Consider the following 22,299-nt stretch of genomic DNA (forward strand, 5'->3'; position numbering starts at 1 on the left):
ATCAGACCATCTGATAACCAACTACCCAAACTACCTACTCCACTTGTTCTACGCTAAGAATGGCGTTGCAATTGCCAACACCTGCTCTTTGGTCAGTGGTTCATCAAAGGCACCTGTTACCTGTTCTGTACCCAGGCCTGTCAGATTTACAACATCAACGCCACCCTGAACCCGCATGTCCTCACCGGCATAAACGGCCGATGGCATACCCATAGCCCCCATAATCCATCCACGGCTACCGCCCAGATAGCGAACTTTAGCAGCATGCATTGCCTCTACAGAGTGAATTTGCAGTGCTACAGTCAGAATATCGGGGGCACTCATCAGATTGGCAGCCTGTCCTTTATAGGCCCGCACACCCGTATCTTCAAATGCCTGCGACAGCGCCATAAAGGTTTTGTAGTTCGAGAACGTATCGGGGTACGCACCTTTTGCCGAGAAGTCAAATTTTGGCTTCGAGATAGCCGCACCACCCAACGCCGTTTTCAACAGGGCTACGTGCGCATTTTCGTGTTTGGCAATTTGCTGAAATGTGTTCCAGCCTTCCATACCGGTAATTAAACCGGGCGACGCCAAACCTATGTTATAAAACTCAGCCTCCAGATATTCGAGCGTTAGCGCAAAGTTGAGCACATCGGTTACCGTGCTGCTCTGGGCATACGCTTTATTGAGGATGGCTCCGAAGGCCACAGGCGCTACACCCGTAACCGCCTTCTTTAGAAAATTATGGAAAACGTGACGACGCGAAACATGGTCAAGCCGTTCGAATACGTCAGCATCTACCTTTTCAATTTCGTTTAGTATGTTTTGTAGATTCATGGCTGTTAGTGTTTATGCGTGCCCGCCGTTTTTACCATTGATAATTTCCTGAACATAAGGCCGAACCAGTGCCAGCACCTCTTCAGGCATACGAGCCTCCCCAAGCCCCGAAGCAGCAGCCACGATATCGTCGCCCGCAAATGACATGGTTTGGGGATGTAGCATTTCACTAATAATGGCCGTGTGACGAGCCTCTACAGAAACAATCTTGCCAGCCAGCACCAAATAATCGGGCGTGGTAATATACTTACCGGCACCATTGTAGGCCGATACACCAACGGCCTCGAACACACGGGCTGTTCCTAAAACAGACTCGCGGCTGTTAAAATTAATGCTGCTGAAATTTGGGGTCAGCCCCGGAATGGCAGCACTACCCAACGCAGCTTTGAACAATTCGCGGTGAGCAATTTCATGGTCGCGAATGTCCATCAGAATAGCTTTTTCGTAGCCATTCATGCCCATGTATGGGTTCATAACTACGTGGGTGTAGAAAGCCGCTTCCAGTTGTTCGAGCGCATACGCATAGTTCAATACGTTAACGTCTTTTGAACCAATATCGCCAAGGTCTATGGCTTCGCCAGCCCGAGCCGAGCCAGTTGCCAGCGGTTCAGCGATTTCGCTTTTGCAGGCATTTAATGCAACGCCTGCTGCTGCAGTAGCGCCCAGATAACGCAGAAATACCCGGCGCCCTAAAGCTGCCGAAGCTTTACCGGTAAAACCCTGTGGGATCACCGTTGGGTCTTTTGGTAGTTTTTCCATTGAGTATATTAATTGTTTAGTGGAGTTGTTTTCCGTACGTCGGATAACATCATTAACTACGCACAAACCCCCTCAATGGATTTTTATTTTCTATTGTTTTATAGCTATATTGATCAGATCTGATTTAACGGGCCAAAAACGACCGCTTAATAAGCATATTGCCTCAAAAAGAAATAGTTACAACGTATCTAAATAAAGTACCTATTTTACTTGTAGCCGGGCCGTTTCCGGTAAAAGTTTTAAACAATTTAGCCCGATATGTTGCTTAGACAATCGGGCTAATACATACGTTACGTGTTTTAAACAAACAGCTCACACACTTTGCATGGTGCTTAACTTCCGATAGAATCCTTCGTCCAATGTCAGCAATTCATCGTGTCGTCCCCGCTCAACAATTCGACCCTGATTCACAACCAGAATTTCGTCGGCATGTTGAATAGTGCTCAGTCGGTGGGCAATGACCAGGGTTGTTCGGTTAGTCATCAGCCGGGTTAAGGCTTCCTGCACCAATTTTTCCGACTCGGTATCGAGCGCCGACGTAGCTTCGTCCAGAATCAGGATGGGCGGGTTTTTCAGAATAGCACGGGCAATGCTGATTCGTTGCCGCTGCCCACCCGACAGTTTTCCGCCCCGATCACCAATAATGGTCTGATAACCATTGGGCTGAGCCATAATAAAATCGTGCGCATTGGCAATGCGGGCCGCTTCCATTACGTCGGTTTCGGTAGCCGCATTCCCAAAAGCGATGTTATTGAAAATTGTATCGTTAAATAGAATGCTCTCCTGGGTAACAATGCCCATTTGCGCCCGTAGCGACTCCATTGTACAATCGCGCAGATCGATGCCATCAATCAGTATCTGCCCGGCTGTTGGATCATAAAAACGAGGAATCAGGTCGGCAATCGTCGATTTACCTCCGCCCGATGCGCCAACTAAGGCAATTGTTTTTCCTTTCGACAGATCGAAACTGATGTTTTGCAATACAGAGGTGTCGGCATTATAGGCAAAGGAAACATTTCTGACCCGAATCTCTTGCTGAAAACCACTTAGCGTTCTGGCTCCTGGTTTATTTTGAACAGCCGGTTGGGTATCAATCAATTCCAGAACACGCTCGCCCGAGGCTACGCCCCGCTGCGATCCACTAAAGGCATTGGAAATATCTTTGGCCGGACGCGTGACCTGCGAAAAAATAGCGATATAGGAAATAAACTCAGCCGCCGTCAGATCGGACTGACCGCTTAGCACCAGCGAACCGCCATAGAGAAGAATACCCGCTACAACGGCCACACCCATCACTTCCGAAAATGGCGACGCCAGTTCGCGACGATTCGCCAGCGACCGTACTGCCTGCCGGTACCCTTCGTTTTCGCGACGAAATTTATCGAGTATGAAGCCTTCGGCTACAAATCCCTTCACAACGCGCATTCCACCAAATGTTTCGTCGAACAAACTAACCAGACTGCTTAATCGCTGCTGGCCCTCCTGCGCATCGCGTTTCATCCGCCGAACGAGTGTAGCAATAAAACCACCCGAAATTGGAATAACGATGATAGCAAACAGGGTCAGCTTCACCGAAATGCTCAGCAGGGCAACGATGTAGCCAATCAACAGAAAAAACTCTTTAGAGGCTGCCGAGAGCGTATTGGCAATTGAATTTTCGACTTCCTGGACGTCGGTTGTGATGCGCGAAATGAGATTTCCTTTCCGTTCATTCGAGAAGAATCCCAGGTGTAGATGCAGGGTTTTGTCAAATACCGTTTCCCGAAGTTTAGCAACCATCCGCGCCTTAAACGACTCTAACTGACGTACCGACAGGTATTTGAACAGATTGCTGAACAACACCGACAACACAATTACAATACAAACGAACTGTAGCGTACCAATTTTACCGTACTCCTGAAAAACTCGTGCGAAGTAGTAATTGAAAAGTCCGGTAGGTGAAGTAGCGAACGAAGGTGGCGGCTGATTCAGGAATTTTTGCATTTCAGCCGGATTCACCTGATCGAACAGGATGCTCAAAAGTGGGATGAGCAACGTAAAATTCAAAACACCAAACACACTGGCAATCAGCGACGTCAGCACAAAAGGCGTCAGAAAGCGACTCAGTGGTCTGGCAAAGGAGAGTAATCGAATGTATGTTTTCATTGGTCATGCAAAGATACCGTCTGAACCGGGATTTGTGGGATTTAGCTGACTGACTTTGATTTACTTCGCTTCAAAGAAGCGTTTTTCAAAAGCAGGGAAATCAAAGTCAGTCAGCTAAATCCCACAAATCCCGGTTCAGACAACTTCCTCATACACTTCCCAATACGCCTTGGCAGCATTCGACCAGCTAAATTCGGTAGCCCGTCTTTTCATTCGTTCGGCCCGCAATGGATTGTGGCCAAAATCATGTAATCCATCATGAATGATTTTAGCCATACTTTCTGGCTCGAAATTCTCAAAATAGTAGGCTTCTTTCCCACCAACCTCGGGCAAGCTCGTCAGGTTTGCCATAAAGACGGGTTTGCCAAATGTCATCGCTTCAACCACCGGCAACCCAAACCCTTCGGAAAGCGAGGGAAATAAAAACGCTTCGCAATGAGCATAGAGCCAACGTTTGGTCGCTTCGTCGACGGCTCCCGGCATTAACAACCGGTTGGCAACACCCAGCTTTTGCGCCTGTTCGCGAATGTGCTGCGCATACGAATGGCCATCGGGTCCGGCCAGCACGAGCTGATAGTCAGGAAAGGCTTCGAGTAGCGGGAGTAGTGTATGAACGTTTTTTTTGGGATGGATAACCCCCAGAAATAAGAAGAAAGGCGAATCAGCAATTGAATGGAGGAGCGAATCAGGCAATTCTATTGGGGCTTCGTTCAGATCAGCAGCGACACCATTATAAATCACCCGAATTGGTTTCGACGATGAAATACGGAGGTGTTCTTTTACTACCGATGCCGTATAATCCGAAATGGTCGTTAAGGCCGATGCCCGGTCAGTTTTTTGCTGAAGGCGAGCCAGCTTCTGTGCTTTTTTCGTAGCCGAATAATCGGACCGTTCTAAAAAGTTGAGATCATGGATTGTCAGAACAAGTTGCGCCGAACCATTTAGCAAGGGAAATGGCAAATAAGAAGAATCCTGATGCAGACAATGCCAGACATCGTAACGGCCAGCAATACCAAGTTTCCGCTGCCACGACGCTTCCACATACTTTACCGAATCGCCGAAAATGCCCGATTTCCCTTTCGGCACTAAAAACGTGAGCTGCCACTGATTAGGACACTGCCGAACCAGTTCATGCCCCAGATGCAGGCAAACCTGTCCCAAACCACTGTTGAGATCACGTAATCGTTCGGTATCGATAAAAAGAGAAGGCATTTGTTACATTGTGAAGAGTCATTAGGCATTTGTCATTGGAAATAGTGCTTTTGAAACGATTACCTGCCTACACAGAGAAACCAATCACAACCAGCTAATGACCAATGACTAATTCCAACAATCAAAAGTAATCAGACGAATCGGAGTTGAAGCCTATCTTTGCAGTATGACTTTGAAAAATGATTTATTTCTCCGCACTGCACGCGGAGAACTGACCGAACGTGTTCCGGTCTGGATGATGCGGCAGGCAGGTCGCGTGCTCCCCGAATACCGGGCTGTTCGGGAGCAGGCTGGAAGTTTTATCACGCTGGCCAAAACGCCAGAACTAGCCGCTGAAGTAACCATTCAGCCAGTCGATGCCTTCGATGTTGATGCTGCCATCATTTTCTCCGATATTCTGGTGGTGCCAGAAGCAATGGGCCTTCCCTACGAAATGGTCGAAAGTCGTGGTCCCGTTTTCCCTGATACGGTTCGAACAATGAACGATCTGAAACGATTACGGGTAGCCGATGCAGAAAGCGATCTGGGCTATGTGCTCGATGCCATCAAACTGACTAAAAAAGAACTGAACAACCGGGTACCGCTGATTGGTTTTGCCGGAGCACCGTTCACTATTTTTTGTTACATGACCGAAGGCAAAGGTTCCAAAACATTTTCGGTTGCCAAGAAGCTCTTATATACTGATCCTGACTTTGCCCACGCGCTGCTTCAGCAGATCACCGACAGCACCATTGCTTACCTACAGGCACAGATTCGGGCCGGGGCCGATGTCATACAGATTTTCGATTCATGGGCGGGCATTCTTTCCCCCGAACAATATCGGACGTTCTCGTTGCCCTACATCAAACAAATCTGCGACCTCGTTACGGGGCTACCCGAACGCACCGTTCCCATCACCGTTTTTGCCAAAGGAGCCTATTTTGCCCGGCACGAAATTGGCCAGTTGAGTTGCGATGTAGTTGGACTGGATTGGAACATGGACCCCCACGAATCGCGGCAATTAATTCCCGACCGCGTGTTGCAGGGAAATTTAGACCCGTGTGTACTTTATGCTGATTTTGCCCAAATCAGAGCTGAAGTCAAACGTATGCTGAGTGCCTTTGGGCATCAACATTATATTGCCAATCTGGGGCATGGTATTTATCCCGACACCGACCGCGATAAAGCACGGTGTTTCGTCGATGCTGTGAAAGAAATGTAGTCTTATCCGTAAGCCGTAGCCAGAAAAGTGATTCAGTCTGCGGCTTACGGGCGCTTCACAAATTCTCCCTGGCTTCTTGTTTCAACTGGCTTTTATCAATTGGCACAACACCAACCGACTCACAAACCAGCCCTCCACCCAGATTCGATAAACCGGCAATAACACGCGGAGATTGTTTTAGGGCAATGCAACAGGCCGCAATACTAACCACCGTATCGCCCGCTCCCGACACATCGGCAATTGTGCGAACATGCGCAGGCAGTTTGTGTTTTTCGCCATTGAAGTCAATAAAAACACCCCGCTCCGAAAGCGTAATCAAAGCTCCTTTCAAATTAAGTTGCTGCTTAAGATGATCAACCGCTTCGTTAAACTCCGCAGGCTTATCGACATCAAAATCCAGCTTAAGTCCCTCTCGCAGCTCTTTCAGATTGGGTTTAAAAAGCGTGGTATTCTGATACGACAGAAAGTTTCGTTTTTTAGGATCTACCACCGTCGGAACGCCCTGTTCATTAGCAAAATCGGTGATTTCGGCGATAGCTTCTTTGCTCAGAACACCTTTGTCATAATCTTCAAAAATCAGGACATGGCAGGTCGGAATCAGTTCTTTTGCCTTGGCCACCAACTGTTCCCGTTCGGTCGCCGTAATGTATTTATCGGTTTCGGTATCGACCCGTACAACCTGTTGCGAACCTGCAATGATTCGCTCCTTAATGGTAGTCATGCGATCGTTGCTCCGAATCAGTCCATCGCAATTTAAGCTACGCTCGCCCAGTTCTGCAACGAGTTTATCGCCGGGCTCATCGGTACCAATTACCGAACAGATAATTGCTTCGGCCCCCAGAGCCTGCACATTCAACAACACATTGCCAGCTCCCCCCAATCGCAACTCCCGTCGCTGGACCGTCACAACCGGAACGGGGGCTTCGGGCGAAATACGCTCCACACGGCCCCAGACGTAGGAATCGAGCATTACATCGCCAATAATCAGAACACGTAGTTTGTCGAATTGATCAAACAACTCGTCAATTGTCATATCCAGAACCGGATTCATAGGGGCACAGAACTAGTTTAAAATGCAAAGAAACAAAAATCACTCCTGCTTTTTGAGGGGAGCCAGGTAGTTTGAGGAAGCGGGAATTTAGCCAATCTATCATCTTGTAGAAACAAAGCGTATATTTAGGCTCTAACAAATATACATTTGCTATGAAAAAGTATATTTTATCTAGTAACTTAATTGGCTTGTCGTTTCTGGCATCGGCTTATCTGTTTGCTTACCCAGCCAGCAGTCCTCAGCGATCAATACCCAACGTAGAGCAAGGTGGCGTGGTCCGGTGGGCGGGCGATTGCGTACGCTGTAGCATGGGCAATAAACATTGGCGTGCGCTCGATGGCAATTGCTACTTCCCAGTCGATATGGCCAAGTCCATCGGTGTTTACCCTGTATATCGCTGGAACAAACAGGGCCATCGGCAGAAACGGTATATCGATGTTGTTAAGCGGGAATTTATTCGAGAGGATTTTAAAGATTTCCCCAAAACGGAATACGTAGATGTTTCGCCCAGAAACATTGCGCGGGTTCGGCGCGAACAAAGTCAGGTAATGCCACTTTTTCGGCGAGAAACCAAAGCTGATTTCGACTTACCCTTAGGAGCGCCCGCCAGTTCGATGCCTAAAGCTGAAAACAATTTTGGCGCTTTCCGAACTTTCAATGGCAAGCCTCGCAATCGGCATACCGGCGTCGATTATCCGATTGCTGAAGGGCAGCCCGTTTTAAGTCTGGCTCCGGGTCGGGTGGTACTGGTAGGCGATCATTTTTTTGGTGGCAAGTCGGTTTACGTCGATCATGGCGATGGGTTGGTGGCCATGTATCTGCACTTAAATTCTTTTGCTGTTGTCAAAGGAGACCGGGTAAAAAAAGGCCAGAAACTGGGCGAAGTAGGTGCCACCGGACGTGCCACCGGACCGCACCTGCATTTAGGCGTGCGCTGGCACAATTCCCGGATCGACCCATCTGCCTTATTGGCTGCACCAGGTTCGCTTCCTCAACTCCAGTAGATTGTCGTTGTTAGAAAAACCTTAGCAGGATTATTTCAGTAGTATACAGGAAATAATTCTGCTAAGGTTTATTAAGAAATAAACGCATCAGCAATCTTTACGGTGCGGAAACTGGAAGGCAAGATTTGCCCCTCACTGACCGATTATAACAGGCTTCCTCAAACTTATACCGTATGTATTTTCTTGGCTTCGACCTGGGTAGCTCGTCTGTTAAGGCGTGTTTAGTAAATGCCGAAAGCGGCATCGCCGTTGCATCTGCCTACTTTCCTGAAACCGAAATGGCTATTGATGCACCAGAGGCCGGTTTTGCCGAACAACACCCCAATAGTTGGTGGCAAAATGCCTGTCTGGCCAGCAAGGCTGTTCTGGCCAAAGCCGAGGTTAAAGCGGAGGCTGTAAAAGCCATTGGAATTTCCTATCAGATGCACGGCCTGGTTGTTGTCGACAAGGATTTTACGGTACTTCGTCCATCCATTATTTGGTGCGATAGCCGAGCTGTTCCGTTCGGCAATCGGGCATTCAACGATCTTGGTCATGATTATACACTTCACCACCTGCTCAACTCACCGGGTAATTTCACGGCTGCCAAACTTGCCTGGGTAAAAGCCAACGAACCGAACATCTACGCCCAGGTAGATAAGTTTATGCTTCCTGGCGATTATCTGGCCGCCCGAATGACTGGCAACATTGCAACAACGGCATCGGGTTTGTCGGAAGGGGCTTTCTGGGACTTTCAGGCCAATGAGCCCGCACAGTTTTTGCTCGATTATTTCGGATTTGATAGCCGTTTAATCCCTACCCTTAAGCCAACCTTTGCTCCTCAGGGAGAATTAACCTCCATAGCTGCGGCAGAACTTGGGTTAGCAGCCGGAACACCGGTTACCTACCGCGCTGGCGACCAGCCCAACAATGCATTATCGCTCAATGTGCTCGAACCGGGCCAAATTGCGGCCACAGCCGGAACCTCTGGCGTTGTGTATGGCGTCAGCGATCAGGCAAGTTACGATCCAAAATCGCGCGTGAACACGTTCCTGCACGTAAGCCATACAGCCGAAAACCCGCGCTATGGTGTTTTGATGTGTGTGAACGGCACCGGCATCCTAAACAGTTGGCTACGCAATCAGGTTCTGCGCCGATCAATCAACTACGATCAAATGAACGTACTGGCTCATGAGGCTCCCATTGGTGCCGACGGTCTTGTATGCCTTCCTTTTGGCAACGGCGCCGAACGGATTCTCGAAAATGCCGATCTGGGTGCTTCTTTTCACAACCTACAATTGACCCGTCATGGCTTACCTCACTTAATTCGAGCCGCCCAGGAAGGAATTGTTTTTGCTTTATATTACGGTATCCAGATCATGAAAAGCGTAGGCGTGGGTCTGCAAACGATTCGGGCGGGCGAAGCCAATATGTTCCTTAGTCCGCTCTTCCGCGATACGCTGGCGAACTTAACCGGTGCCGCCATTGAGTTGTATAATACCGACGGGGCGCAGGGTGCGGCTCGCGGTGCTGGTTTGGGCTTAGGCTATTACAAAACACCTGCCGAAGCCTTCGCAGGCTTAAATGTAGTGCGGACCATCGAACCCGACATGCGCGCTCAGGAAGCCTATCGAGAAGCCTACGGACGCTGGTTAAAACTAATGACCGATTAGTCCATTTTCGCTAACTTATATAAAACTATACCACAACGTGGTCGATTATCGTCAAATTATCACTCTCGAACCCGAAAAGCTAGGGTGAAAACCAGGTATTCGTGGCATGCTTATCACGGTTGGCGACGTTCTTGGCTGGTTAGCATCTGGCATGACAATCAATGAGATAGCTAGTGATTTTCCTAACGCCCGAAGGTACTTGCTTTTGTAGCAGCCAAAGAAAATAACCTGATAGGATCATGAAGCTTCTGCTCGATCAGAACATCTCTTTTCGAATCGTAAAAAGCTAAAATGCCATTTCTCAATCGTTGAAGGAGTTCGCGAATGTAGTCTATATACGAACGAACTGAGGATTTTGTCGCCAAAAATGCGACACGATCATCACTTTCGATGAAGATCTGTACAATTTAACCACGCCACCTAAAATAATCTGGCTGAAAACAGGCGACCTATCGAACGACCAAATCGTAGAGGTACTGGTTTGCTTTAAAGCTAACATTGGCTATTTTTTTCTACTGATGAAAGCTGTTCAGCGATCTATCAAAGTAGCACTGTCAATTTATAACCTGCCCTCATGCACCCTATTTTCGCTAAACTCAATTACAAAACACAACCCGAAATTGCGGTTGTCAATGCACCCGAAGAGTTCGGAGCCGTTGTCAATTCGATGCGTCCGCTAACCAGCATCGTTACCGATCTGGATCAAATCCAGCAAGGTCAGTTCATGATTGCGTTCGTGAAAACCCAGCAGGAAGTTGATGCCATAAGCACAAAGGCGGCACAAAAACTACAGGGCGATGGTATTTTGTGGCTCGCTTACCCAAAAGGTAGCTCGAAGAAATACCGCTGCGATTTTAACCGCGACACAGGCTGGGCCGTATTAGGCCAATTGGGTTTTGAGAGCGTTCGGATGGTAGCCATCGACAACGACTGGAGTGCTATCCGCTTCCGACGGACCGAATATGTCAAAAAAATGACGCGTCAGGAAAAGCACGCGATTAGTGAAGCTGGGAAAGAAAAAACGAAACAGTAAATAGTACTCATGTTTTCATTTCTAGGTTAGAATTTATAAAATGCACCTAAATAATTTCTAAAAACCGCTATGAGAACTGTCTATCTACTTGGGGTAAGCTTTCTTTTGTTAACAAGTTGTACGCGTAATGTTCAGGTAGTCACGCTTCGGGGAAATAACGTGAAGCCTACCGACACAGGTTTGATTTTAGACAACGATACACTAACGCTTCGATATACATTTACCAGCGAGCGTGGACGCATTCACTTTTCAATAACCAACAAATTAAACCAGCCCCTCTATGTCGACTGGAAACGGTCGTCGCTGATTGTTGGTCAGGATAAAGTTGATTACTGGCGCGATGTGTCAGGCATTGAGTTGACGTCCTATAACAGCCGCTATGGTCGCTACTCCATTGGTAGAGCGGTCGGCACCGTTTCTAAAGATGAGCAGGTCACCTTTATTCCGCCCAAAACCAAAATCGACAAACAGCAATTTGTAGTATTGCCCACCGGCAATTTACACCTGTCTGGCACACCAGAAGTTATTCAGGAAAAGCCAAAGTGGAATCCTGAACGCAAAAAACCAGTCAACATCCATACCTTTATGTACGGCGATGAAAAAAGTCCACTATCGTTCCGTAACTATATTACGCTATCGACGGACAAGGATTTTAAAACGGAATTCCATATCGATACCCAATTTTGGGCTTCGGACGTAAAAGTTATGCCCTATAACCAACTTATTTCTGGGCCGGTTCAGCTATCAGATGGAAGCTATTCCAGATCGATTGTCTTCGATAAACCCGACGCGTTTTATGTGCCATTGCCAACACAACAGTAAAGGTCAGGCCGAATGAACGTTAGGAACTAATGTCAAATCCGTATATTTCGTCAACGAAACCAGTGCCACGGCTCAACCCCGTGGCACAATTATGTTTAAACGCTTCGCGACCTCTGCCTATGAACGTTTTACTACTACTGCTTACAACACTTGCCTGCGTGCCTGCTTTCGCTCAGTCGGGCGACGAAGCCGCCGTGAAAAATACGGTCAATCAGCTTTTCGAGGGGATGCAAACCGTGGATTCAACTATGCTCAAAACGCTCTTTACACCAACTGCTCGTCTGCAAACGGTGGTCAATAAACAGGGCGACATTTCGGTACGTGATGAAGCCATTTCGGTTTTTATCAGTTCGATCGGCAAAGCCAAAGCCGGTACGCTCGATGAGCGACTGGCGGGGATGGATATTAAAATCGATGGTGAATTAGCTACCGCCTGGACACCCTATGTTTTCTATTTTCAGGATAAAAAAAGCCACTGCGGAGTGAATGCCTTCACACTGGTAAAACTGAATGGAAGCTGGAAAATCCAGACTATTATTGACACCCGTCGGCGCGAAAACTGCCCCGACCTGCCCAAAAAATAGCTATTCGCTACGCCATTTGGGTTGCCGTTTTTCCAAAAAAGCCGTCATTCCCTCTTTGGCATCGGCAGTTTGCTGAAGTTGCCGAAACTGTTCGAATAAATAAGCCTGCTGCTCGCTCGATGGCAGGCTTTTTAATTGCTGAAAAGCACGTAAGCCAAACTGCATGGCAGTTGGTGAAAACTGCTTTAATTCATCCGTCAGTCGCGAAACCGCCATATCCAGCTCATTGATAACCGTAACTTCTGTTACCAAGCCTACATTTTTGGCCTCAGTTGCCGAAAGCGTCCGGGCGCGCAAACACAGATCGAGCGCGGTTCGGGCGGACATACAATCCAGCAAAACGGCCAGCACCTGAAATGGAAATAAACCACGCTTCACTTCTGGCAAGCTAAATGTAGCCGTATCGGCCGCTACAACATAGGTGCTCCCCCCAACCAGCAGGAAGCCTCCGGCATAAACCGGCCCCTGCACACGCGCGATACAGGGTTTGTGCAAATCGGCCATAATTTCCCCTATCCGAACCGGCCCCAACGGCTCAGGCACGCGAGCCTGCTCAGTATCGCCCATCGACAATGCTTTTAGATCCATTCCGGCGCAAAACGTATCGCCGGCTGCCGTCAAAACCACCATCCATACGGCGGATGTATAATGAGCATAGGCTAACGCAAAAGCCAGTTCATTTAACATAGCCGGATTTAGCGCATTTTTCTTTTCGGGCCGGTTCAGCGTAATCGTCAGCACATGGTTGTGAAGTGACACGAGAAGATAACGAAAGCCATCAGAATCGGCATGCAGACCGGGTAATTGAGCAACTTGATCAGCAGTGTATAACATGGCCGAAAATAGAAAAATACCGCTTAAAAACATTCCGATCCTGATTATACGACAAAGTCACCATTCGAGGTTATTCGGACAAATACATCGCTAACGCTCAACCATCCATGAGAACTCTTACGCTTCTACTCCTGTTTGTCAGCTTCTTCCGTGTATCGTATGCTACCCATCTGTTAGGCGGCTACATTCAGATAAAGCCCAGTGCCCCATCAGCACTCACGTACGAAATAGTAGTGATTGTCTATTACGACGAAGTATTGGGTAAAGAAGCCGCCAGTAGTGCAAACAGTATAACGGTTTGTTATGGCGATGGGCAAACCGGCAACGTACCCAGATCGACCCGAATTTTCTTCAATAATAATCAGATGAGCCGCAACGTCTACAGCATCAACCATGCGTATGTAGGCCCCGGTACGTATACAGTGGCAACCGCACTGACTAATCGCACATCGTCGCTAAACATAGCCAATAGTGCTACCCAACAGGTTCCACTGGCGCTCTCAACAACTTTTTTTACCACAACGCTCTTCAATCAAACACCAACACTATCGATTCCGCCGACAGGGTTTCAGATTGCGAATAAGCAACGAGTTGTTTTTCCGCTGGCCGCTACCGACACTGAAGGCGATAGCCTGGTTTATGCACTGGCCCGTCCATTGACAAGTCCAGACAACGATCCATGCACTCATCGGCAAGTGGCAGGCTATCAGTTCCCCAACGATTTTACGCAACAGGGGACGTTTAAACTAAACAGCCACACGGGCGATCTGATCTGGGATGCGCCAACCCAACAAGGGCAGTTTAGTGTAGCCATCACGGTGAGCGAATACAGAAACGGCACCCTCATTAGCCAGACGTCCGAAGAAATTCCCCTGATTGTAGTCGATAAGCCTGTTACACCGGGTATTATTCCGCCGTATGAACCGGCTATGGAGGGAGTAGTTGTTACAGGAATAACCGAATACGGTTATAAAGATGCTTCTTTGTTGGTTTTTCCAAATCCAGTAGACGACCGCTTACAGGTAGTTATTCAAACCAGCAATCCAGGGATGGCGACTATAGTTCTCCTCAATGTCGAAGGCAGAACCCTGCATGAACTGTCGTTCCCCAAAGCAGCCTACCAGCATGAGCAGTTGATTGATATGGGAAGCCTGTCGCCAGGTGTTTATCTGTTACGGGCAACTATCGGCAACCGCTCAATAATGCAAAAGATAATCAGGAAGTAATTATACAAGCTGTTTCCAGGTACCCTTTATCCAGTTGTATTTGAGAGTACTTGGCAAAGCTTTCCACCAGTATTTAGTGACGTCGACCGCAAATGACGGCTGCATATAACAGTTAATCGCACAGCCTTCGCAAGCAGGTAGCCGTCCCTCCAGCGCTACTAATTTCTGAACCTCATCGGAACGGTACAAATCATAGAGCTGGCCGTTGATGGCAAACTCTTTCAGGCCTAAGTGGTAGCAGGGAAGCACTAATTTATTTTCGGGCGAAATAACGATGGTGGTACTTCCTGCCCGGCAAATCGGCGTTTCGACATGATTACCTCCATCCCGACGCAGTTGCAGGAAGGCATCGTTGATATAAATATTTTTCTGTTTTCCCCACCACGACATTTGTTGCAGCGCTTCTTCGGAGAAACGTTTACCCGTCTCAACCGTATTGTATTCAAAAACCGGATTCAGGATAAGCAGCAGATTATTTGGCAGGCAAATGTTCTCATGCATCTGCCGAATCTGATGCACATTATGCTCAAACACCGTGAACAGAATATCTGGCCGTTCGCCCAGTTGCCGGGCCATTTGAATAGATTCCATCACCTTGTCGAAACAGCGAACGCCCCGCGACAGATCATGCTCTTGGGCTATTGGCGAATCGAGCGAGAAATGGAGCATATCGACCAGGCCACGCAACCGTTCGGCATATTTCGGGTAAAGCAGGGCGTTGGTCGTAACGGTTGTGATAAAACCCAGACCTTTAGCCTCCTGAAGCAGATCGGGCAACTGACGGTGCAGCAACGGTTCGCCACCCGTAAAATCGATTACCCGAACCCCTAATCGTTTCAGGTCCAGAAAATTTTCGCGGGCGTTGTCGAGCGTAACGTATGGAGAAGGCCGCTCCCAGATGTCGCAAAAACTACAGGTGGCATTACAGCGGTATGTCACGTAGTAGTTACACAGAACCGGATGGGAGACAAGACGCATACGATGGCGGGGGTTGCAGGGATGGCGGGGAGTTTCGGGGAGGGTTACAGAGTCTTTCCCCGCCATCCCTGCAACCCCCGCCCTACATTATTCAAGCATTTTAAACAAACTTGTCAGTTTATCCTTCAGGTCTTTCCGATCAATGATGAAATCGAGGAAGCCATGGTCGAGGACAAACTCGGCACTCTGGAAGCCTTTGGGCAAGTCTTTACCAATCGTTTCCCGAATGACCCGTGGGCCGGCAAAACCAATGAGGGCCTCAGGTTCAGCAATATTGAAATCGCCAAGCATGGCATATGAGGCCGTAACACCACCCGTGGTTGGATCGGTGAGCAAAGACACATACGGCAATTTCGCTTCCGATAGCAGCGCAAGTTTAGCCGACGTTTTGGCCATCTGCATCAGCGAGAACCCAGCCTCCATCATCCGCGCTCCTCCCGATCGTGAAATCATCAGAAACGGCGTCTTGTTTTTAATGGCAAAGTCGATCGCCCGTGCTATTTTCTCCCCGACAACTGATCCCATTGAACCACCAATGAAATTAAAATCCATAACAGCCATCGTAACAGTCAGGCCATTCATTTCACCATACGCAGTTCGAACAGCATCGCGCAGGCCGGTTTTCGCAATTGTCGATTTTACCCGATCCGGATAGGCTTTCGTATCCACAAACTTAAGTGGGTCAGCCGAAATCATCGATGCATCGAGTTCAGTAAACACATTGTCATCGAAGAGGATGGAGAAATAGGCTTCTGAGCCGATCTTTTCGTGGTAATTACAATGTACGCAGGTATATGCATTGAGCTTGTGCTCACGCGAGTGCATTGCTTTTTTACAATTTGGGCATTGGTACCACAGACCGTCGGGAGCTTCCCGCTTCATTTCGGTTGGGGTCTGAATACCCTTATCTTTTCGGACGAACCAAGACATAGTCTAAGTTTACAGTTGAAGCCTGCTCAACAACAGGCCGGTTTTTTAGTTGACGCCAATTGGGGACGTAAAGATACGAAGAGCCGCGACCAATTTCCCTATTTACAGCAGTAGATAATACTTACGCCGGGGCGGATCGAACTTTTCAATGGCATAGCGAAGCGCTGTGCGCGGTATTTGGCGAATATGATCGTGTAAAAATTCTTCGAGCGCATCGGCATTTCGTTTGCCAACTTCCCGCAACATCCACCCAATTGCCTTATGAATCAGGTCGTGCTTATGTGCTAAAAGGAGTTCGGCAATAGAAAATGTATCGGCAAACTGATCGGCCCGAATAAATGTCATAGTTGAGACAATGGCAATCCGCTGGCTCCACAGGTGATTTTCCTGAGCCAGGTCATACAACACCGATCGGTCGCCCTGTAGCAGGGAGCGCCCAACCAGTTGCGGGCACGTTGCATCAACCAAATCCCAGTTATTGACGTATTGTCGATTTGCCAGATAATGGTCCATCAGGGTCAGCCGCTGGTTTTCTCCTGCCTTTCGAGCCTGGTATACCCAAATCAGCAGACCTGTCATCCGACACTCATGATACGGCTCTCGCAATAGCCGTTCCACATTGTCTGCCGGTAAGTTCAGGTATTTTTTAGCAATCGTATGTTGTTGGGGCATCGAAAGACCCAGAAACAGGTCACCCTCTCCATATTGACCGGGCCCGGTCTTGAAAAACCAGGCCGACACTTTGGCCCGTTCGGGGTTGGCCTGCGCCTGCAAGTCATTTTTTACATCTGTATAGATCACAGTCTCTAGCTACCTGATTAATCACGAAGGGCGTTCGTAAGATACAAAAAAGGGCTTCCTTCACGGAAGCCCTTTTTCAGGAAAAAAATGTATGGCTACTCGTTCAGTTTCGAACGAACAAACTCATTTTCGGGAAGCATTGGCATTGGATACAATACTGTCTTGTTGCGTTCGAACGTTGGCCGGTCAAGGTCGCTTGCCGAATACTGTCCTTTCAGAAATGTATCAATGGTCTTTTTGATCAGATCAGCATCGTCGTACCGTTCTTCTTCATCCATCACCAGCGTTCCGCCATCGTCGTCATGGGTAGGCCGGAATCCGTTGATTAGTTCGGGCCGGATGATGGTTGTTCCATTCAGGCTGGTTGGTGTTAACTGCTTCTCATCAACTTTAGCCGTGATACCAACCGGTTGCGATGGCGCTTCCGGTTCACTGCCAACAGGATCTAATTCATCGGTCAGCAGTAGTTGTTCTGGCTCTGCCGTATCGTCGGGCGTTGTAGCTAAATCAACTACCTCGTCCATTACAGGCTCCGGTTTTTCTTCTTCTGGCGCAACAGGGCTTTTAAGTTGATCCAGCAACGCATTGGTACCATCGAAACCAGCCGCAATAATGGTTACCCGCAAGCTTTCGCCCAGGTTCTTATCTGTGATGGCACCGAACTTGAACATTCGGGCTTCGGTCTGGATTTTCTTGGCAACGTGCTCCGAAATAGCCATTTGCTCTTTCAGCTTCATGGCATGCTCCTTACTTGATGAAATTGTGAGCAAAATACGTTTGGCTCCCCGAATATCATGATCGTTCAGCAACGGCGAGTTCAGTGCAGCCTCAATTGCTTTCAGAGCCCGTTCTTCGCCACCTGCTTCGGCCGATCCCATTACCGACTGACCAGCGCCTTCGAGCACTTTCTTAACGTCGGCAAAGTCAGCGTTAATGTCGCCCTGAGTGGTTATGATCTCAGCAATACTTTTCACTGCATTAGCCAACACATCATCGGCATGTGCATAGGCATCGGTCCAGGTCAGTTCACTATAAAGCTCGGCCAGTTTATCGTTGAGCACAACCAGAACGGTATCGCAACTTTTCTTGAGTTTCTCAATACCTTCGCGGGCCTGTTCTTTTTTGTCTGTCCCTTCAAAATAATACGGTGCCGTTACGACCGCTACGGTCAAAAGGCCCATTTCGCGGGCGACTTCAGCCACTACGGGTGCTGCTCCGGTTCCGGTACCGCCCCCCATCCCGGCTGTAATGAACACCATTTTGGTTGGCGGAGCCAGCAGATTCCGGATCTCTTCAATGCTGGCACGAGCCGCATCTTCACCAGCCTTTGCTTCCGTACCGGCCCCAAGTCCATCGCCCAATTGCAATTTGGTCGGCACAGGATTGTTCATAAGAGCTTGCCGGTCCGTATTGCAAATGGCAAAGTTCACATCCTTCATTTCCAGATTGTACATGTGCTTGACAGCATTGCCGCCCATGCCACCTACACCAACAACCTTGATTATTGTTGGGTTGTCGTCTGGTACATCGAATCTATAGCCTTGACTCAGCATCTTATTCGGTGGTGTCTTTTTGTGTAATAATAACTGCCTGTATATGATTAAACCGGCGCAGGCCGGTTACCCCCTCTTGGATATTAATAAGGATCTGTTTCGCTCCCACGTATTGGCTGCAACGCTTCCCGAAGCCAACCCAGCAAACCTCCTTTTTTGGGAGGCTCCTTTTCAGGAGTTTTCTCTCTGCCAACTGGAGGTCCATATTGAGGACGAATGGGCTGTTGCGGAATATGTTCTTCGTTGTAGGCCGCTCGGGTTGGATCGCTGATAAACGAGATTCGATCATCAATGGTTTTATATCCGGCCCAAACCAGTCCTACTGCCGTTGCATAGGCTGGGTCGCCAACCAGATCTGCTCTTCCGTTCGGTTCCAGATTTTCTGGATAACCGACCTTAGCCTCGGTTCCGGTTACACGGCTGAAGATATGCTCAACGCCCGGCACTAAAGCTGTTCCACCGGTCAGCACAATGCCTGCCAGCAATTTTCCTTCGTAGCCCGAACGCATAATCTCGGCCTGAACAAGAGCGGCAATCTCCCGTAATCGATCTTCCATAATTACGGCTACATTCTTCAGCAGCACGTCTTTAGGCTTACGATTACTCAAGCCAGGTACAGCAACGACTTCGTTAATGTTATATTCCGATGGATCAGCATTGCCAAAGCGTTTTTTGAGTTGCTCAGCCTGATCGGGCATAATTTTACACCCCGACTGAATATCGGATGTCAGGCTATTGCCTGCCCATGGGAACACGGCAACGTGCCGCAGTACACCCCGATAGTAAATAGCCAGTTCGGTTGTTCCTCCGCCAATATCGACCAGGGCAACGCCTGCATCTTTCTCTTCGTCGGTCAAAACAGCCAGCCCCGACGCCAACGGTGAGAGCATCATAATCTCCTGTTGCAGATTATTTCGCATGATGCACTTCCGAACATTACGTGCAGCATTTGCCTGAGCCGTAATCAATTGAAAATCGGCGCCGAGTTTAACGCCATTCCGACCGACGGGCTGATTGACGTTTGTTTCGCCATCGACCACAAAATCCATCGGTAATACGTGAATAATTTCTTTATCCGCCGGAATAGACGTACGGTACATATCGCTCAGCAGGTGATCGATATCTTCCACCTGAATTTCGTCGCCCGATGACGACCGGGTAATGCTGCCGCTCGATTTAACGGATAAAACGTGAGCTCCACTAAAGCTAACATTAACCAGATGAATGTTCAGGTTCGACTGATTCGATGCTTCCGACACAGCCCGGCGAATGGCACTCACGGTGTTGTTAACATTCACCACCGACCCCTTCGTTACACCGTCGGCCAGCGACGTTTCGCCAACGCCGAGAACTTCAAGCGTTTCCTGATCTTTGTTATTGCGGACTAACCGACCTGCCACTGCACACACTTTCGTACTGCCAATGTCCAGACCTACTACAATTTTGTCGCCAATGCTTGTCGTCGTCATTCGCACACGATTTGATTTCGATATTGAACGCTAACCCGGCTGTATCGGTCCCAACCTTTTGCCGGTAAAACGTCCGTATAAAATAGTTTCAACTTCTTAAATTTAGCCTCCAGATCGGTGGGTAGCCCTATTTCGATCCGATGGTTTCCCAATTGAGGCCACATCGTTACTTCTCCCTGCTCATCGACCGACACTTCAACTAATTGGGCTCGCCAAAACGGGTCATTATGAATCAGTTTCAGCAGTTCCAGCAGCGGTCGGTTACGCTCACTAGCCAACGAACGATTTTTGGCAAAATAATTGCCAGTTAAAATTGGTACACGGGCCGAATAGTTCATCGAAACCGGAAAAAACCGTCCTTCTTCGCTAACATACCGCCCGGTTACTGTCCGAATACCTTCGCCCGAAGCCAGCAAACGGGCCACTGGCTGGGGTTGTTCAATCGTGACGAGTAGGTTACCCATTAAGTCACGGGAAACCTGGCAATTTTTAACCAATCCATGTTGCCGAAGCCGTTCTTCCAGTTGATGAAAATCCACTTCACTGAAGTTTTTGCCAACAACCGGATCGGCCCCACCATTGGTCAGATAGCCTGTTACATCGCGACGCGTTAAAAAGGAGTGCCCATCAATCTGATCCAGATGGACAATCACAGCCTGAACGTGTTTCTGACCATGGCGAACTTCGGTAAAAGCAATTAGGCCAAAGAGTCCTAAAAGCCCTCCTATGGCAACGAGCCACTTCTTGGTTGATTTAAAGGTAGAAAACATCTGTGTATAAGCTAAGCCATCTTCCAGATATTTTTATCTATTGGTCTTTTAGGACACTTTTAAGTGCCGGTAACAACTGATCTATATCACCAGCGCCGATAGTAACAAGCAAAGAGGGCTTCGTTTCCCGCACAACGTCGAGTAATTCGGCTTTGGTACTTTGCTGTTTCTTTTTCGATCGAATATCGCGAAAAATCAATTCAGAGGACACCCCTTCGATGGGTAATTCGCGGGCGGGATAAATATCCAACAGAATGACATTGTCGGCAATGGACAGACTTTCGGCAAATCCTTCGGCAAAATCGCGCGTCCGGCTAAACAGATGAGGCTGAAAAATAGCCGTTACTTCGCGGTCGGGATAAAGTGCTTTTACAGACGTTAGAAAGGCCTTAACCTCCGCAGGATGATGCGCATAATCGTCGATCAGAATGGCATCATCTGTTTTGAGTACGTATTCGAACCGACGCCGAACGCCCGTATAGCTGTTCAGAGCCGCCCGTATAGCCTCAGCCCCGACTCCCAGCTTCAGCGCCACAGCTCCAGCCGCTATTGCATTTTCGACATTGTGAAAACCCGGTACAATCAATTCAATATCGTTGATAATACCGCCGGGATATACCAGATCAAATTTAAAGACTGCATTCTCGACCCGTATGTTCTGCCCATGGTAATCTCCCTCCTGAAGTGAATACTCCTGAACCTGTGCTTTTGTTTTGTCGGCCAGCAGCAATCCTTGTTTCATAAAAAGAGTACCTTCTGGCTCGATCTGACTAACAAATCGGGCAAAAGACTCTAGCACAGCCTCATGGGCTCCGTATATGTCGAGATGATCGGCATCGGTCGATGTAACGATGGCCAGATTCGGAAACAGTGTCAAAAACGACCGGTCGAATTCATCAGCTTCTACTACGCAAACCACCGAGCGCAACTCATCGGCAGGTTCATTCAATAGAAAATTTGTTCCATAGTTGTTGGTTATGCCCCCCAGAAAAGCAGCACAGTTCACGCCCGAATGCCGCAGAATATGCGCAACCATCGATGAAGTAGTGGTTTTTCCGTGGGTTCCGGCAACCCCAACTGTCTTCATCTGCCCAGCCAGTAAACCCAGCACCTGCGACCGTTTCTGTAAGACAAAACCGTTTTCGGTCAGATAGATGTACTCCTGATGCGTTCGGGGAACGGCAGGTGTATAGATGACCAGCGTTTTGTCGCGGTTTTCGCGAAAAGCTGTTGGAATCTGTTCTACATCTTCTACAAAGTGAATGGCCATCCCTTCGGCCTGCAACGCCGATGTAAGTGCGGTCGGTGTTTTATCGTAGCCAGCTACCTCATAGCCGTTAACCCGAAACCAGCGAGCTAACGCACTCATGCCGATTCCGCCAATACCGAGAAAATAAACGTACTTAAACTGATCTAAAGTCATCCTAAAGAGGAAAAGTGGAAAAGAACAGAGAAC

21 protein-coding genes are annotated in these 22,299 nt (G+C 48.4%); 8 read left to right on the forward strand and 13 right to left on the reverse strand.

What is annotated here, in order from left to right; translation table 11 throughout:
* Window positions 1-48 precede the first annotated feature (48 nt).
* From WBJ53_RS28580 to WBJ53_RS28595, 4 genes are all read right to left on the reverse strand, one after another.
* Window positions 49-819, reverse strand: coding sequence for a ferritin-like domain-containing protein (locus tag WBJ53_RS28580; protein WP_338872680.1), 771 nt, complete (start codon window positions 817-819; stop codon window positions 49-51).
* Between the two features lie 12 nt (window positions 820-831).
* Complete coding sequence (locus WBJ53_RS28585; protein ID WP_338872682.1) at window positions 832-1,578, reverse strand: ferritin-like domain-containing protein; 747 nt, start codon at window positions 1,576-1,578, stop codon at window positions 832-834.
* A 312-nt stretch (window positions 1,579-1,890) separates the two neighbouring features.
* A complete protein-coding gene (locus WBJ53_RS28590) occupies window positions 1,891-3,723 on the reverse strand; it encodes an ABC transporter ATP-binding protein (RefSeq protein ID WP_338872684.1) in 1,833 nt (610 codons plus the stop codon).
* A gap of 135 nt (window positions 3,724-3,858) precedes the next feature.
* Window positions 3,859-4,935 (reverse strand): glycosyltransferase family 1 protein, encoded by a 1,077-nt coding sequence (locus WBJ53_RS28595; protein ID WP_338872685.1) that lies wholly within the window; start codon window positions 4,933-4,935, stop codon window positions 3,859-3,861.
* A gap of 166 nt (window positions 4,936-5,101) precedes the next feature.
* Here WBJ53_RS28595 and hemE point away from each other — a divergent pair, with 166 nt between their 5' ends.
* A complete protein-coding gene (hemE, locus tag WBJ53_RS28600) occupies window positions 5,102-6,136 on the forward strand; it encodes a uroporphyrinogen decarboxylase (RefSeq protein ID WP_338872687.1) in 1,035 nt (344 codons plus the stop codon).
* A gap of 55 nt (window positions 6,137-6,191) precedes the next feature.
* Here the strand turns inward: hemE and WBJ53_RS28605 are convergent, their stop codons facing one another.
* Window positions 6,192-7,187 carry a bifunctional ADP-heptose synthase gene (locus WBJ53_RS28605; RefSeq protein ID WP_338872689.1) on the reverse strand — a complete coding sequence of 332 codons (996 nt, stop codon included), beginning with the start codon at window positions 7,185-7,187 and terminating at the stop codon, window positions 6,192-6,194.
* Between the two features lie 152 nt (window positions 7,188-7,339).
* Between WBJ53_RS28605 and WBJ53_RS28610 the strand changes: the two genes are divergently transcribed.
* The 6 genes from WBJ53_RS28610 to WBJ53_RS28635 all read left to right on the forward strand — a co-directional run bounded on the left by WBJ53_RS28610 (window position 7,340) and on the right by WBJ53_RS28635 (window position 12,282).
* Complete coding sequence (locus tag WBJ53_RS28610; protein WP_338872691.1) at window positions 7,340-8,191, forward strand: M23 family metallopeptidase; 852 nt, start codon at window positions 7,340-7,342, stop codon at window positions 8,189-8,191.
* A gap of 173 nt (window positions 8,192-8,364) precedes the next feature.
* Window positions 8,365-9,843 carry an FGGY family carbohydrate kinase gene (locus tag WBJ53_RS28615; protein ID WP_338872693.1) on the forward strand — a complete coding sequence of 493 codons (1,479 nt, stop codon included), beginning with the start codon at window positions 8,365-8,367 and terminating at the stop codon, window positions 9,841-9,843.
* Window positions 9,844-9,949: 106 nt separating this feature from the next.
* Window positions 9,950-10,054 carry a DUF433 domain-containing protein gene (locus tag WBJ53_RS28620; RefSeq protein WP_338872695.1) on the forward strand — a complete coding sequence of 35 codons (105 nt, stop codon included), beginning with the start codon at window positions 9,950-9,952 and terminating at the stop codon, window positions 10,052-10,054.
* A 363-nt stretch (window positions 10,055-10,417) separates the two neighbouring features.
* Window positions 10,418-10,876: a hypothetical protein gene (locus WBJ53_RS28625; protein ID WP_338872697.1), complete on the forward strand. Its 459-nt coding sequence runs from the start codon at window positions 10,418-10,420 to the stop codon at window positions 10,874-10,876.
* A gap of 69 nt (window positions 10,877-10,945) precedes the next feature.
* Entirely contained in the window at window positions 10,946-11,698 is a 753-nt protein-coding gene (locus WBJ53_RS28630) for a hypothetical protein (RefSeq protein ID WP_338872699.1), read from the forward strand.
* A 119-nt stretch (window positions 11,699-11,817) separates the two neighbouring features.
* Entirely contained in the window at window positions 11,818-12,282 is a 465-nt protein-coding gene (locus WBJ53_RS28635; RefSeq protein WP_338872701.1) for a nuclear transport factor 2 family protein, read from the forward strand.
* Here WBJ53_RS28635 and WBJ53_RS28640 read toward each other — a convergent pair whose 3' ends face one another.
* Window positions 12,283-13,116, reverse strand: coding sequence for an enoyl-CoA hydratase-related protein (locus WBJ53_RS28640; protein ID WP_338872703.1), 834 nt, complete (start codon window positions 13,114-13,116; stop codon window positions 12,283-12,285). It lies immediately after the preceding gene.
* Between the two features lie 107 nt (window positions 13,117-13,223).
* Between WBJ53_RS28640 and WBJ53_RS28645 the strand changes: the two genes are divergently transcribed.
* Window positions 13,224-14,342 carry a T9SS type A sorting domain-containing protein gene (locus WBJ53_RS28645; RefSeq protein WP_338872705.1) on the forward strand — a complete coding sequence of 373 codons (1,119 nt, stop codon included), beginning with the start codon at window positions 13,224-13,226 and terminating at the stop codon, window positions 14,340-14,342.
* Here WBJ53_RS28645 and WBJ53_RS28650 read toward each other — a convergent pair whose 3' ends face one another.
* The 7 genes from WBJ53_RS28650 to murC all read right to left on the reverse strand — a co-directional run bounded on the left by WBJ53_RS28650 (window position 14,343) and on the right by murC (window position 22,266).
* Complete coding sequence (locus WBJ53_RS28650; RefSeq protein ID WP_338872707.1) at window positions 14,343-15,320, reverse strand: radical SAM protein; 978 nt, start codon at window positions 15,318-15,320, stop codon at window positions 14,343-14,345.
* Window positions 15,321-15,407: 87 nt separating this feature from the next.
* Window positions 15,408-16,250: an acetyl-CoA carboxylase, carboxyltransferase subunit beta gene (gene accD, locus WBJ53_RS28655; protein WP_338872709.1), complete on the reverse strand. Its 843-nt coding sequence runs from the start codon at window positions 16,248-16,250 to the stop codon at window positions 15,408-15,410.
* 102 nt (window positions 16,251-16,352) lie between these two features.
* Window positions 16,353-17,051 (reverse strand): DNA alkylation repair protein, encoded by a 699-nt coding sequence (locus WBJ53_RS28660; RefSeq protein ID WP_338872711.1) that lies wholly within the window; start codon window positions 17,049-17,051, stop codon window positions 16,353-16,355.
* 95 nt (window positions 17,052-17,146) lie between these two features.
* Window positions 17,147-18,604 (reverse strand): cell division protein FtsZ, encoded by a 1,458-nt coding sequence (ftsZ, locus tag WBJ53_RS28665; RefSeq protein ID WP_338872713.1) that lies wholly within the window; start codon window positions 18,602-18,604, stop codon window positions 17,147-17,149.
* A gap of 83 nt (window positions 18,605-18,687) precedes the next feature.
* Window positions 18,688-20,073: a cell division protein FtsA gene (gene ftsA / locus WBJ53_RS28670; RefSeq protein WP_338872715.1), complete on the reverse strand. Its 1,386-nt coding sequence runs from the start codon at window positions 20,071-20,073 to the stop codon at window positions 18,688-18,690.
* Window positions 20,070-20,843, reverse strand: a complete 774-nt coding sequence (locus WBJ53_RS28675) for a hypothetical protein (RefSeq protein ID WP_338872717.1) — start codon at window positions 20,841-20,843, stop codon at window positions 20,070-20,072. Before WBJ53_RS28675 ends, ftsA begins: the two co-directional genes overlap by 4 nt.
* Window positions 20,844-20,880: 37 nt before the next feature.
* Window positions 20,881-22,266 carry a UDP-N-acetylmuramate--L-alanine ligase gene (murC, locus tag WBJ53_RS28680; protein WP_338872719.1) on the reverse strand — a complete coding sequence of 462 codons (1,386 nt, stop codon included), beginning with the start codon at window positions 22,264-22,266 and terminating at the stop codon, window positions 20,881-20,883.
* Between the last annotated feature and the right edge of the window lie 33 nt (window positions 22,267-22,299).

The organism is Spirosoma sp. SC4-14 (genome assembly GCF_037201965.1).
GTDB lineage: Bacteria > Bacteroidota > Bacteroidia > Cytophagales > Spirosomataceae > Spirosoma.